Genomic DNA, 12,790 nt, shown 5'->3' with positions numbered 1-12,790 from the left:
ATTTCAATCCACTTATTTCAGAACAGCCAGGGCCGCGTCGTAGTTCGGCTCTTCCGCGATTTCCTTGACCAGCTCGCTGTGCAGCACGGTGTCGTTTTCGTCCAACACCACCACGGCACGGGCGGTCAGGCCTTTCAGTGGGCCGTCGGCAATCGCCACGCCGTAGTCCTGGATGAATTCGGCACCGCGCAGGGTCGACAGGTTCTGGACGTTTTCCAGGCCTTCAGCGCCGCAGAAACGCGCCTGGGCAAATGGCAGGTCGGCGGAGATGCACAGCACCACGGTGTTGTTCAGCTCGTTGGCCTGGGCGTTGAACTTGCGCACGGAGGTGGCGCAGGTCGGCGTGTCGACGCTTGGGAAAATGTTCAGCACTTTGCGCTTGCCGGCGAAGTCCTTCAGGGAAACGTCCGACAGATTGCCGGCAACCAGGGAAAAGGCTGGCGCCTTGGAACCGGCTTGTGGCAACTGGCCGTTGACTTGGACCGGGTTGCCTTTGAGAGTGACTTGAGCCATGAACGGATTCCTTCTGACAGGTTTGAAAATGGTGAGGCCGGAGTTAACCACGAAATGCTCGCGTGACCTACGACCGGACATAAAAAGACACGACGTCGACCTCACCTCCTGCACCACGACGGTGACTATTTGGCCTTGAGTTTCAGGAATGACTGATGCAGGTCCGACGCCCAGCCATCGATGACCCCTTTGACGTCATCGGGCTTCATGACCTGGGACTCGTTGGACAGCGGCTTGCCGGTGCCTTTGCGCACGACTTGGGCGACCACCGCGTGAGTCCCACCGTCGAGGAAAACCGCTTCGGTGCCCAAGGTGGTTTCCTGGTCGCGAATACCGCTGGCGGTGCTGACAGCCGCCGCCACCAGCGCAATCGGGATTACCTCATAAGGTTTCAAGCCTTCGGTCTTGCTGCTGACAGCCGTGATCGCCGCGCGCACCACGAGAACACCCGGCCCCGGAGCGGTCGCCAGGGGCAAGGATTTTTCCGCTTCCCGCTTGAGAGCCTGATCGTAGTACGCGGTGATACCCGACAGTGTCGCCTGGGGGATTTTCACGGTCGGCTGCGGCTTGGGGTACAGCTGCGTCGGCTCGATGTAGAGATGGGTGTACTTGCCCGGATCAATCTTCGGATCGATCCAACGCATGACCACGGCCCCCGACGGCGACTTCTCTTCCTTGAGCCGGCTGTAATCGCCTAGGAACCCGGAATACTCATCCGGCTGGGTCACTTTGCTCGAGCAACCCGCCAAGGCGAGCGAGGCGATGCAAACACAGCCGATCATGGACGAAAACTTCATGCTGTCACTCCTGTAAGCCACACGAGGCGGGGCCGGAACTACAGGTATAGCCAATGGGCGGTTTTTTGCCTGTTCCGGTGCGGTTTTCAGCGCAACCGTGCCATGGCCAGTGTGTCCACCCAACGACCGTCACGCACGGCATAGTCGCGCAACAGGCCTTCGGTTTCGAAGCCGAACTTGCGATACAGCCCGATGGCCGCTTCGTTGTCGGCGTACACCGTCAGTTCGACCCGCCGCAGGTTCATCCAGTTGTCCGCGACATCCAGCGCGGCGGCCAGCAACATCGAACCCACGCCCTTGCCCTGCCAGGCGACGGCCACGCCCATGCCGAGGCTGCCGCAGTGAGCCCGACGCACCCGTGTGAACTGCTCCAGCCCCAGGTTGCCGATGACTTCACCTTCGTGCAGGGCCACCAGTTTCAACAGGCGCTCGTCATCCGTCGCCAGGCGCTTGCGCCAGACTTCGGCGGACTGGAACGGCATTTGCAGCACCTGGCGTGTCACCGCCGGGTCGTTGTAGAGCGCGGTGACGCCGGGGATATGAACTTCAGTGAAGCGTTCGAGGGTGATCGAAGAATCAGACATGGGGCTCCTTCCTGGAGGCGCGACAAGGCCGGTCACTATAAACCGCGCCAGGTTATAGGGGGAACCTGTGGGAGCGAGCTTGCTCGCGAAGGCGGAGTATCAGTCAATGAAGTGTTGAATGTGCCGGCCTCTTCGCGAGCAAGCCCGCTCCCACAAGGGACTGGGGTGCACATGAATTTGTGGCTGCCGAAAATCCAGTGTGGGAGCGGGCTTGCTCGCGAAAGCGGTGGGTCAGCTACGGAGCTGTTGGATATGTTGACCTCATCGCGAGCAGGCTCGCTCCCACAGGGTTAGCGTGAGCCAGTCAGGCCTGGAACCAATCCCGGCGCTCATCCAGTGTGTGTTGGATCAGCTCACGCAGCATCTGCACCTCTGGCGAGCCTTCGGCCTGGGCATTGACGGCCATCCACAAATGCCGCTGCATGGGCAGGCCGAACACGTCCGGCAACGCCACCAGGCCTCGGTCGAAGCGGCTCATGTACTGTGGCAAAAGGCCGATGCAGGCGCTGCAGCGAATCATTTCCAGCATCAGTTCGTAAGATTGCACCTGCACCACACCGGCCCGGCGCTGTTCTATCAGGGCGTTCCACGGTGCGAAACCATCCACGTGCCGATCCGCCTGCCATTGCACCAGCATGTAGTCATTCAGGTCGTCCAGGCAGTCCGGGCGCGTGGCCGGTCGTGAATAGCGTTTGGCGATGTGCGGCAGATAATCCAACCGCGCCAGTCGATCCGCGGGCAATGTGGCGAAGCTCGGCCCCGGCGCCGACGCCTGGGCATCACTCAACCACAGCACCAGGTCGGCGCTGACGGCTTGCAGCGCCAGTTCACTGTCCAGGGTGATGATCTGCAATCGCACGCTGGCGTTGCGCCGCAACAACGAAATCAGGTCACGCCCGAGGATGTCATGCAGAATCGACTCGGCCACGGCCAGGCGAATCAAGGGCTGATCGTTCGGGGGCGGCGAGTTTTCATGGGCCAGGCTGATCAATCTGGCCTGCAACTGCCGGCCTTCCCGACTGAGGGTCAAGGCGCTGCCCTGGAAGCTGAACAATGATCGTTGCAGCCGCCCCTCCAACTGCGCCAATTGCTTGCGCAGCCAGGTCGCCTTGACGTTGAGGCTGCGGGCCGCTTGCATGAAGCAGCCGCAGCGGGCACTGACCAGGAAACACTGCGCCACCTGCGGCTCGATAGCGCCGGCCATGGCCAGCCAAGGGTCGGGGGCGCGCAACGGTGTGCGGTATGCGCTGACAGCCTGGCGTCCTGCGGGCTCGATGAAGGTCATGGGTGACTCCCTGTCGGTGGTACGAATACTTGAGGCTACGCGGGGTCTTCAGCCAGGCAAGCTCCCCTGTGGCGAGGGAGCTTGCTCCCGCTGGGTTGCGCAGCAGCCCCAAAAACCTGTCCCCGATTCTTGTTGAAAGATCGCGGTCATTTCGGTGGGGCTGCTACGCAGCCCAGCGGGAGCAAGCTCCCTCGCCACGAGTTAGGTATGGACCTCACTAGAGCCCCTCCTCCAACACCTTGCTCAACTGCGCGCCATCGATGCTCAACGTCGCCGTGTCGAGCATGCCATCCAGGTATGCCTTGGCGATCTGCTCCTGGCGTTCGGCGCGCAGGGCCTGGGTCAGGCGTTCGCGGACTTCGTCCAGGGTCGCCTCCCGGGCCGGTTGCTGTTCGGTGAGCTTGATGACATGGAAGCCCGCCGGGCTCTGCACCGGGTCCGACACCGCGCCGACTTTCAAGCGCGCCACGGCTTCACGCACAGGGGGAACCAGTTGCTGCAACGGCTGATAACCACTGTCCCCGCCCCGTTCGGCACTGGTGCGGTCTTGGGAAAAACGACTGGCCAGGGCGCCGAACTCGGCCGGCGACGCCTGGGCCTTCTTGCTCAGCTCCAGCGCTTGCCGACGCACCGCCTCCACGGTCTGCGGTTCGGTGGCCGCCAGGAAAATCTGGCTGACGCGGTACAGCGCCGGCGCCGTCCAGTTGGCTTTCCCTGCACCGTAGGCCTGCTTCAACTCATCTTCACTGGGGTAACCGGCCGGCACCTGGCTAACCGACTGCAAGTAATCCCGAAACACGATCTGCTCAGCCGCCGCTCGGGTCTGGCGCTCCACCTCGGGGCGCTGGCGCCAGCCCTGGGCATCGGCCTGTTCCAACACGGCTTTTTCCGCCAGGCGCGCACGGATCCAGCCTTCCAGCGCAGCCCGATTGCCACGCATTTGCTGGCGAACCTCGGGAGCCAGCGCAGCCAGCAAAGCCTTGAGTTCGTCGGGGCTGACCTGCTGGTTGCCCAAGCGGGCCAGACTCGGCGTGTCGGCCGAAGCAACACTGGCGGTCTGCACCGCGGCGACCGGATCGCTTCCCGGCCGCAGGCCCAGCACCAGCGCCACGGCGATCAGGCCCAGCGCCGCGGCGCTGATGACGACGGTCGGCTTTTTCACGATGCGACGGCCTCCTCCAACGGCGCCTCGACGGGCTCGGCCGGGGTTTGCACCCCCGCCGCGTTCTGGCTGTATTCACGCAGGAAGACAATGAACTCCTGCAACAGGCGGTCCCACAGTTCCAAGTGGCTGCGCAGATGATCGGCACTCACGCCCGCCGCGACGACCACGTCCATTTCCATCACCAGGAATTCGCCCTGCAGCGACAACCGGGCAAAGCGCCGCGACGCGTTCCACCGTTCAGCCAGACCGGCCGGCAATTCGCCCTGCACCCGCAAGGCACAGCTGAAGGTGAAGTCCAGGTATTCGCCCGCCGTCGCTGCCGGATTGCCGAATCGCACGGCAAAGCCGATGCCCTGACTGGCGCTGAGCAACTGCACAATGCCGTTCTGCTCGGTTTCGTTGACCCGATAACCGGCGGCCTGCAACAACTCGGTGAGGGATTTTGCGCCGACGTATTGAATCATTGCGGTCATGTTCGGTTCTTCCTTGTGCTGTTCAGTGAGTGATCGAGGCCTGGGGCGCATCGAAACGGTTCTTGTAGAGATCATCGCCAAACCCTTGGGCCAGCTCTTCGAAACGCACCCGGGCCTTGGCCGCGAACGGCTGGCGGATCTTCACGATGTCGGTCACATCGATGGTTTCGTAGGCATGCAGCAGCGTCTTGGCGACTTCGTACATCTGCTGATTCTTGACCGAACATTGCTGCACTTGTGTGTCACGCTCGATCAATTGCCCCTCCAGGCGGGCGCGCTCGGCCTCTTTGCCACGGGCCAGGGCCAGCAGTTCTTCATAGGCTTTCTTGAACTTGCCGACTTGCTCGTTGCTGGCCGCCACCTGGGCCTGGGCCTGGCTTTGCAGGCTTTGCTGGTGCCCGGCCAGTTGTTCGGTGAGGGCCTGGGCCTTGCTCAGTTGCGCGGTCAATTGCTTGATCTGCGCCTGGGCGTCCTTGGCCTGGTTCTCTGCAGCCTGGCGGGCAGCGCTGGCCTGGGCCTGCTCGCTCTGCAGGGCTTGCAACTGCGCGGTAGTGCTGCGCAATTGTGCTCGCAAGCGCTCTTCCAGGCCTTCGCCGTGAGCCATGCCGCTGAGCAATAGGCCCAGCATCAGCAACGCGGCCGGGCATTGATAATTGGCTCGCCTTTTCATGAGGCCTCCCAGCGCTTAGAAGCGCGTGTTGATTTCAAGCTGCAAGACATCGATGTCGTACGGCGCGCCGTACACCGCTTCGGAACTCAACCAGCGGCCGGTGGCAAAGACGTTGCTTGCCAGGCCATAGTTGCCGCCCAGGAAATACCCCTTGGCATTGGTGCCCCCCAGATGGAATGACGAATCGTTGAAGCCGTCCGGCAAGGCGTCCGGCTGGATGTACTTGTAGCCGGCGAACAGGTTCCAGTCGCCCTCGCGCTTGAGTTCCAGGGAGTTGCCAAGGGTGAACTGGAGCATCCAGGCGTTGGCGCCGCTTTCCACCTCGCCGTTTTCGTCCAGGTTGTTGGCGAACTGCCCTTCCGAGCGCTTGCGCATCTCGCCTTCGTCGTAGCCGAGGTTGTGGACGTAGTGGGCCTGGCTGCGCAGCTTGAGGTCTTCAGGCAAATCGGTGTCCCAGGCGACGTTCAGGTCCAGCAGGTTGAACTCCGAGGCAAGGCCGACGTATTGCGGCTGCGGCGTGGCAGACGGGTTGAGCGGATTGGGCGTGATGTCGCGTAGCAGGAACACGGTGTTGCCCTTCTGCATGAACGCCACCCGCGAACCGTCGCTGTCGCAGCCTGGATCACCGGCCCAGGGCTCGCACGGCGAGGAACGCTGGCCTTCGATGTCGTCGAAGCGGTAATAGGCCATGGCCCCCTTGATCCGGTTGCTGTCGTTGATGGCCCAGTTGGCCCCCAGTTGCGCACCGTACAGCCACTTGTTGTCGCTCTCTTCCTTGTCGCTGCCATTGCTGGTGCTGGTGTCGTTGGTGTACTCCACCGGGAACGCGCCGACAGTACCGAACACACCCCAATCCTGATTGAGCTTGTGGTTGAAATTCGCCGCCACGCCATCGAAGTTCAGGTCACCGGAATACAGCAGGTCGGTGGAGAAAAACGGGTTGGCGAAACGCCCGCCGGTCAGGGTCAATTCGTCCGACGGTTTCCAGTTCAGGTAGCCCTGGTCGAGCCAGATGTCTTTTTTGCCAAAGCCGCCGCCCAGGGTCTGGGTGGTGGACACCGGGTTGTTGTCCGAGCCGGTGCCGATGCGGATGCCCGCCGTCCATTGCGGGGCAATCACCGCCTTCATGCCCAGGCGGGCGCGCAGGCGGAACAGGTTTTCCCGGTCTTCGCGGGTGTTGAGCAACGGCGGCAGGCTGGAGCTGCTGTTGGGATTGACGTCGTAAGGCCCTCTGTCATTGAGTCGGGCGAAGTCGACGATCTCGTTGCTGTTGGTGCCCGAGTAATAGCGCGACTCATCCCGCAGGCGAATGTCGCCATCGAAACTGATGCGCGAGACCCAATCCGGGAAGGTGTTGGGCTGAGCCCAGTTTTCCTGCTTGGCGGTGGCCATGACTTCAGCCTTGACCTGGTCGCGGATCTGCTCACGGACGATGTTCGGCACGTATTGCACCCGCACATCCCCCGGCGCACCGGCCGGCGCAGCGGCTACTGCCGTAGCCGCCTGGCGGGCCTGCACGGCTTCCCGTTCGGCCTGGGCGATCAAGCCATCGGCCTGGTCCTGCTTCAGCACGCCCTGCTGCACCAGCAGGCGGATCAGATTGATCGTGGCGTTTTCCGACGGCGCCGGGGCGGCGGCCGCGTGTCCGCCCAGGCTCAAGACCACCAGGCCGATCGCCCACGACAATCGATTCACATTGGAAATCATCTGCACACAACTCCTGTTGGCGAACTTTTCTGGATATTCGATTAGCCCGGACGCTTTCCTTTAAATGTCATGCGTACAGGTATTTTCAGGGAGGCCGGTGGCCGTTCATTCAAGTGCCGCGAAGCACGCAGCGAAGCGATGACTTTCTCGTCGGTCTGTGGGTTTCCGCTGGACTTCGCCAGTTCCACTCGAGTGATTTCACCCGAGGCACTGACCCAGACATCGGCCTGCAATGTGAACTCCAGCTTGCGAAGCTCTGGGTCATCGCGCAGCAGGCGCTGAAAGGCAACCGCCATCATCTGGCCGTAAGTGGCATTCCCCAGCCCGCCGCCACCGCCGGTACCAGACATGCCCCCTCCCTTACCCGCGCCAATGTTGAAAGCGTCGTTGCCGGCCTGGGCGTCCCCGTCCATTTGCATCGGGTTGGCCAAGTCATCCGCCGGTGAAGGCGGCGCCTCCTCCGGCTTGACCTCTTCGGGTTCCGGGGTCGGTTCGGGCTCGACCACCTTCTCCTCGACCTGGGGCTCCGGTTCCTTGGGTTTTTCCGGCGGCGGCGGGGGCGGCGGGGGCAACGGAATAATGGTCGGCACCTTCGGCGCTTCGCGGCGCACGCCACTCATGTCGTTGGCCCACTGCCACAGCAGCCAGGCCGCCACAGCGCCCAACAGCAGGCCAGCGGTCCACTTGAGCAGGCGCAACGGCGCGGTCTTCACCGGGGGCGGATCGATGGGAAGTCTGGCGGTCATGATCAGCCCTGGCTCGGTTTGCCGGTCACGAGACCGACCTGGGACAGTTCCAGGCGTCGCAACAGGTCCAGCACTTCAATAACTTTCTGGTACTGCACCGTCGCGTCGCCGCGCACGATTACCGGGAAGTCCGGGCTCTGGGCCTTTTCGATGCGCAGGCGCTCTTCCAGCTCGGCCAGGGTCACCGGATAGGCATCGAGGAACACCTGGCCGCCATCGTTCACCGAAATCGCCTTGGTCTTGGCTTCGGACAACGACACCGAGGCGCTGGCCTTGGGCAGGTTGATCTGGATACCCGACACCTGGGCCGTGGCCGTAAGGATGAACATCACCAGCACCACCATGAGCACATCCACCAGCGGTGTGATGTTGATGCTGTCGACGGCCGCATCATCGTCGTCATCGTGTGAAGCGTTTACGCTAGCCATGGCGATTCCCTCAGGCCGGTACGGACGATTGGACGTGATGGCCGCGGCGATGCGCCGCTTCACCGGACTGCCCTTCGCCGTGCATCTCCGCCAGGCGGGTGATGAACTCGTCGACGAAGACCCGCATGTCGGCGCTGACTTCCTTGTTGCGGGTGATCAGGCGGTTGTAGCCAAACAGCGCCGGGATCGCGACGAACAGGCCCATGGCGGTGGCGAGCAAGGCCGCAGCCATGCCCGGGGCGATGGCGTTGATGTTCACGTCACCGGCCATCGCCGTGCCGAGGAACACCACCATGATCCCCAGCACAGTGCCGAGCAGGCCAATGTACGGACCGCCGGCGATGGCGTTGGACAGGGTCGAGAGTTTCGAACTCAGCGCCTGGTTCTCCCGGGTGCGCACGCCGTCCATGGAGCAGCGGATCGCTTCGATGGTGGCCGCCGACACTGACGAGGTGTCAGCGCCCTGCTCGCGGCGGGTGCGGATTTCCTTGACCGCCACCAGGTACAAGCGCCACAGCGAAGAGTGTTGCAGGCGCTGGGCAAGGTCCTGGTCGTCGGCAAACATCTCCAGGCGTGTGCCGATCCGGGCGAACTGCTCGCGGAAGGCTTCGTTGGCGGCGCTGAGGCGGCTGACCATGCGATTCTTGCGGATCATGATGATCCACGACTGGAACATCATCAGCACCAGCACGCCGATGATCACCCACGCATCCAGCGGCACGGCGTTGAGCAGGAAACCCAGGCTGCCGAAACCGAAGCCGGACTGTTCCTCATCGACGCCGTAGGCCACCAGTTTCGACTCGGCGCCCTGGGCATTGGCGTCGGCCAACAGCAGCGGTGCCGGGCGGGCGACCTTGGACAGCCGCGCTTCGTCCATGGCACCGCTGAAAGGCGCGAAGGTGCCGGCGGAAACGTCAGCGCCCAAGGCCATCGGCGAATTCAATGCCGGCATCGCCACGGCGAGGCTCGCGGTTTCGCGCCCATTGACGTACAGCACGACGCGGTCGCCCGAGGCGGTCAACGCCAGGTGCTGCCACTGGCCGGGGTTCAGTGGTTGGGTCGAGACCGCACGCTGGTCGTTGATCGCTACGAACGGCACGCCCTGGTTGACACCCACCAATAGACTGGTGGCGGCTTCGCGACGGGCCAGGATGATCTGCTCACCACTGGCCTGGTCCTGGCGCAGCCAGGTGCTGAAGGTGAATGCCGCACCGGCGCTGTGTTGCAACGATGGGCTGGCGGGCAACAGCAACGGCTGGCCGTTGAACTGCAAGGCACGCCCGATCACCCCGTCGATGCTGACGCCAGCCGCACCCTGGGCGTTGTTGCCGTAGGCCGTGGTATCCCGGGGCGGTACGCCAGTGGCGCCGTCGAAGTGGTACAGCGCGGTGTAGTCCGGGTCGAAAGTCAACTGGCCGCTGCCCGTGGCCGGCGCCTTCTGGTTGCCGTAGTACATCCACAGGTCCTGGCGTTGGCCACCCTCCACATTCGGCACGTCGACCCAGATCAGTGCCATGCCCATCAGCGGGTCGAAGCTTTCGATCTGGTGATTGAGCACGGTCTTGTCATCGGCGCTGACGAAACGCAGGTCCGAACCGTCGTCCTTGACGCCGTCGAAGGTGAAGTTGCCGGTGTGCAGGCGCACCAGCAACGCCGTGCGGCCCAAGGCCTGGGCGATGGCGGCGCCCTGGGGCGTGGTGTCCACGGAAATCTGTTTGCGATAGTGCCAATCGTCCTGCCACCAGGCATTGGCGGTCGCCGGAAGCACCAGCCCCAGGCAGATCAACAGGGATAACAATAAGCGTTGCATGGACATGACTCCTGGGTTCAAAACGTCGCTTGCAGGTTGAAGTGCAGGCGCGATTCCTGTTTCGAGGTGTTCGGCCCGTCGAGCAGCGGATAGCCCCAGTCGAGGCTGCCGGACAGCCATTTGCTCAGGCTCGCGCGAGTGCCGAGGCCGACGCTGGCGAGGCTGTAGTCGGCTTCCTGGTCGGGCAGTTCGTCGCGCAGGTACAACTGCGCGCCTTCGGCGAAGGCATAGAAGCGCCACTCCTGGACATAGCTGCCGAGAAACTTGGCCAGGGACGGGGTGCGTAGCTCCTGGGACAGCAGGTAGCCGTCATCACCGGTGCGCTCGGCGGCCAGGTAGCCGCGCACCGAGGTGGCGCCACCGGCGGAAAATTGTTCGTTGGAAACCAACGGCCCGGAGGCCAGTTGGAAGGCGGCCTTGGAGGCGGTCTGCCAGTCGTTGCCGAAGGTAAAGGTGTAATTGCCGTCACCCTTGAGCACGGCGAAGCTGGGGCTGGCGCGATAGCGCTTGTAGTCGAACTCTTCGTCGGAACTGCCATAGCCCAGCAGGCTGCGGGTACCCGCCACCAGGCTCAGGCCGAGGCCCAACTGGCTGTGTTCGGTGTAGCGAAAGCCGTTGTAGGCGAAGGTGAACGGCGCGTACTTGAGCGGCGCCTTGTCGCTGGCGCCGCCGAGGTTGAGTTCCTCCTCGAAGTCCTTGAAATCCACCCCGACTGAAAAACTGTTGGCCCATGCCCCCGTGGATGGCAGGCTGTAGATCGCCGACACCCCATAGGAATGGCCTTTGCCCAATACGTTGCTGCCGCCGACGGTGGCCACGTTGCTGTCGGATTGGTAACCGGAGAATTGCACACTCCAGCGTTCGCTCAGCGGCGCGGTGTAGGAACCCGACCAGACCTTGGCGTTTTCGGTGTCCTGGGGCGCGGTGAAGAACGTCAGGGAAACGCTGTGGCCCAGTTGCCAGAGGTTGTTGTAGCCCAGGCTCGCGACAGTGCGCAGCTTTTCGGTGTCGGCGCTGTAGTCGTTGTTCAGGCCCAGGCTGGCTTGCCAGGGGTTCTGGTCTTCGACCTGCAAATCCACGTCCATGGTGCCGGGGCGCTGGCCTTCGCGCACCAGCGGCATGACCTGGCGTCCCGGGGTTTTGTTCAACTGCGCCAGTTCGATCTGAACCTGGGCAAAATCCGGCACCTCGCCTTCCTTGAGTGCCGGCACGTCCTCGCGGATTTCCACGGGAGAATAGTGCTTGGCACCGACGACTCGCACACGGCCGACCTTGGTCTCGCTGACTTGCAGGTAGACGATGCCGTCTTCGACTTGCTGCTCCGGCAACTCGACGAAGACCGATTGATAACCACGTGCCTGATAGGCTTTCTGCAGGGCTTCCCGGGCGCTCTCGATGTCGCTCAAGGCCTTTTGCGGACCGAGGAACGGGTACACCGCTTCCTCGATGGCCCGGGCATCGAGCACCGTGTTGCCGCGCACGAAATACTCGTTCACGTCCACCAGGCGCGCCGGCGCCGCTTCGGCCTCCTGCCCTCCTTCGGCGGCGATTGCCGACGGCCCCCCGACCGCCAACAGCAGCCAGCCCCACAGCGCTGGCCGCGATTTGAAGAAATGCTCCACACCACCCCCTGAATTCAAAGTACGGCTCAATTGCTTGCGGTCGATGTCGTGGCGTGCCGGGCCAGCCAGGTGTGCAGCAGCGCGAAGTTCAAGGAGAACTCCGGCATTTGCAGCAAGGCGCCACAGAACACTTCACCGATGACTTTCTGGATGAGCCGCACCGCCTGCGCATCGCCCAGCAGCGTGGCGAGGTCCTTGCTCAGGATGTTGAAGCTCCAGACCTTCTGGTTCAGGTCCAGGCCGACGAACCAGCGGAACAGCAGGTTGTAATTGAGTTGTTCGTAGAGTTGCTGCTCGCTGGGCACCGAATAGAGCAGTTGCAGCAGGAGGATGTGCATGGCGGTTTGCGGTGCGATCAGCATCTGGGCGCGGGCATTGAGGCCTTGCAGCACATCGCGATGGTCGTCCAGCAGGTCGTCGATCTGCGGACGCAGCAAGACCAGTGAATGGCCTTGCGGAATGTAGCTGGACACTTCCTTGAGCGCGCCCTGCCAGTCATCCTGGGAAACGATCCAGACCCACGGCGCGCCGTAGCGATACACCGAGACCGGCTGCTTGCGCGCCGCCTCGACGATCTTCGACAGCCGCTGGTCAAGCTCCTGCATGCCCACTTTCGAATAACGTTCCATAGTCCCCATCGCCTCACTCCCGGCTTCGCGCCCCGGCTCCAAACGACCTGAAAGGTCCCCTCGAACACGTCACACAGGCATGACGGGAATGGCGATGTGCTACCGAACTTTTGTCATGAAAGCTTCATTTTGGAGAGACCACGTAGATGCCCAGACTTGGGGCAACTGGCGGATTTTTTGTGGGAGCGAGCCTGCTCGCGATGGCGGTGGGTCAGTTGGCGGTGATGTCGGCTGGGCAACCGTCATCGCGAGCAAGCTCGGCTCCCACAGGGGTTCTCGGGTGTTTCCAGACCTGATGCCGAGCACTCAACCCCGTGGCGAGGGAGCTTGCTCCCGCTGGGGCGCGAAGCGGCCCCAATAA

At 63.0% G+C, this 12,790-nt stretch carries 13 protein-coding genes; all 13 read right to left on the bottom strand.

Features of this window, described 5'->3' with window-relative positions; genetic code table 11:
* Nucleotides 1–12 precede the first annotated feature (12 nt).
* The 13 genes from tpx to HU715_RS07770 all read right to left on the bottom strand — a co-directional run bounded on the left by tpx (nt 13) and on the right by HU715_RS07770 (nt 12,429).
* Nucleotides 13–513, bottom strand: coding sequence for a thiol peroxidase (gene tpx / locus HU715_RS07830; protein ID WP_018602018.1), 501 nt, complete (start codon nt 511–513; stop codon nt 13–15).
* Nucleotides 514–638: 125 nt separating this feature from the next.
* Nucleotides 639–1,310 carry a DUF3313 domain-containing protein gene (locus HU715_RS07825; protein WP_186705747.1) on the bottom strand — a complete coding sequence of 224 codons (672 nt, stop codon included), beginning with the start codon at nt 1,308–1,310 and terminating at the stop codon, nt 639–641.
* Nucleotides 1,311–1,396: 86 nt separating this feature from the next.
* The gene (locus HU715_RS07820) at nt 1,397–1,894 is read right to left on the bottom strand and encodes a GNAT family N-acetyltransferase (RefSeq protein WP_186705748.1); all 498 of its coding nucleotides are present in this window, start codon (nt 1,892–1,894) and stop codon (nt 1,397–1,399) included.
* Between the two features lie 304 nt (nt 1,895–2,198).
* Nucleotides 2,199–3,179 carry a LysR family transcriptional regulator gene (locus HU715_RS07815; RefSeq protein ID WP_186705749.1) on the bottom strand — a complete coding sequence of 327 codons (981 nt, stop codon included), beginning with the start codon at nt 3,177–3,179 and terminating at the stop codon, nt 2,199–2,201.
* Between the two features lie 217 nt (nt 3,180–3,396).
* Nucleotides 3,397–4,341 carry a peptidylprolyl isomerase gene (locus tag HU715_RS07810; protein ID WP_186705750.1) on the bottom strand — a complete coding sequence of 315 codons (945 nt, stop codon included), beginning with the start codon at nt 4,339–4,341 and terminating at the stop codon, nt 3,397–3,399.
* Nucleotides 4,338–4,817 (bottom strand): YbjN domain-containing protein, encoded by a 480-nt coding sequence (locus HU715_RS07805; protein ID WP_186705751.1) that lies wholly within the window; start codon nt 4,815–4,817, stop codon nt 4,338–4,340. The genes HU715_RS07810 and HU715_RS07805 overlap by 4 nt, the downstream gene beginning before the upstream one ends.
* Before the next feature lie 22 nt (nt 4,818–4,839).
* A complete protein-coding gene (locus tag HU715_RS07800) occupies nt 4,840–5,487 on the bottom strand; it encodes a DNA repair protein (RefSeq protein WP_186705752.1) in 648 nt (215 codons plus the stop codon).
* Between the two features lie 15 nt (nt 5,488–5,502).
* Nucleotides 5,503–7,194 (bottom strand): putative porin, encoded by a 1,692-nt coding sequence (locus tag HU715_RS07795; protein ID WP_186705753.1) that lies wholly within the window; start codon nt 7,192–7,194, stop codon nt 5,503–5,505.
* A 41-nt stretch (nt 7,195–7,235) separates the two neighbouring features.
* Nucleotides 7,236–7,940, bottom strand: a complete 705-nt coding sequence (locus HU715_RS07790; protein ID WP_186705754.1) for a TonB family protein — start codon at nt 7,938–7,940, stop codon at nt 7,236–7,238.
* A 2-nt stretch (nt 7,941–7,942) separates the two neighbouring features.
* Complete coding sequence (locus HU715_RS07785; protein ID WP_003201710.1) at nt 7,943–8,368, bottom strand: ExbD/TolR family protein; 426 nt, start codon at nt 8,366–8,368, stop codon at nt 7,943–7,945.
* 10 nt (nt 8,369–8,378) lie between these two features.
* Nucleotides 8,379–10,178, bottom strand: coding sequence for a DUF2341 domain-containing protein (locus HU715_RS07780; RefSeq protein WP_186705755.1), 1,800 nt, complete (start codon nt 10,176–10,178; stop codon nt 8,379–8,381).
* A 17-nt stretch (nt 10,179–10,195) separates the two neighbouring features.
* Nucleotides 10,196–11,758, bottom strand: a complete 1,563-nt coding sequence (locus tag HU715_RS07775) for a ShlB/FhaC/HecB family hemolysin secretion/activation protein (protein WP_437182511.1) — start codon at nt 11,756–11,758, stop codon at nt 10,196–10,198.
* Nucleotides 11,759–11,826: 68 nt separating this feature from the next.
* Nucleotides 11,827–12,429, bottom strand: a complete 603-nt coding sequence (locus HU715_RS07770) for a transposase (protein ID WP_186705756.1) — start codon at nt 12,427–12,429, stop codon at nt 11,827–11,829.
* Nucleotides 12,430–12,790: the final 361 nt, after the last annotated feature.

The sequence above is a fragment of the Pseudomonas zanjanensis genome, assembly GCF_014268745.2.
GTDB classification, from domain to species: Bacteria; Pseudomonadota; Gammaproteobacteria; order Pseudomonadales; family Pseudomonadaceae; genus Aquipseudomonas; species Aquipseudomonas zanjanensis.
The sequence above is the reverse complement of the archived record's forward strand: the minus strand, read 5'-3'. Positions and strand labels throughout refer to the sequence as shown.

Bases quoted from the DNA above. Each gene is read 5' to 3' on its own strand.
- HU715_RS07795 (WP_186705753.1), bottom strand. From the start codon at position 7,194: ATGATTTCCAATGTGAATCGATTGTCGTGGGCGATCGGCCTGGTGGTC.
- HU715_RS07780 (WP_186705755.1), bottom strand. From the start codon at position 10,178: ATGCAACGCTTATTGTTATCCCTGTTGATCTGCCTGGGGCTGGTGCTT.
- HU715_RS07770 (WP_186705756.1), bottom strand. From the start codon at position 12,429: ATGGAACGTTATTCGAAAGTGGGCATGCAGGAGCTTGACCAGCGGCTG.
- HU715_RS07820 (WP_186705748.1), bottom strand. From the start codon at position 1,894: ATGTCTGATTCTTCGATCACCCTCGAACGCTTCACTGAAGTTCATATC.
- HU715_RS07785 (WP_003201710.1), bottom strand. From the start codon at position 8,368: ATGGCTAGCGTAAACGCTTCACACGATGACGACGATGATGCGGCCGTC.
- HU715_RS07800 (WP_186705752.1), bottom strand. From the start codon at position 5,487: ATGAAAAGGCGAGCCAATTATCAATGCCCGGCCGCGTTGCTGATGCTG.
- HU715_RS07815 (WP_186705749.1), bottom strand. From the start codon at position 3,179: ATGACCTTCATCGAGCCCGCAGGACGCCAGGCTGTCAGCGCATACCGC.
- HU715_RS07805 (WP_186705751.1), bottom strand. From the start codon at position 4,817: ATGACCGCAATGATTCAATACGTCGGCGCAAAATCCCTCACCGAGTTG.
- HU715_RS07825 (WP_186705747.1), bottom strand. From the start codon at position 1,310: ATGAAGTTTTCGTCCATGATCGGCTGTGTTTGCATCGCCTCGCTCGCC.
- HU715_RS07790 (WP_186705754.1), bottom strand. From the start codon at position 7,940: ATGACCGCCAGACTTCCCATCGATCCGCCCCCGGTGAAGACCGCGCCG.
- tpx (WP_018602018.1), bottom strand. From the start codon at position 513: ATGGCTCAAGTCACTCTCAAAGGCAACCCGGTCCAAGTCAACGGCCAG.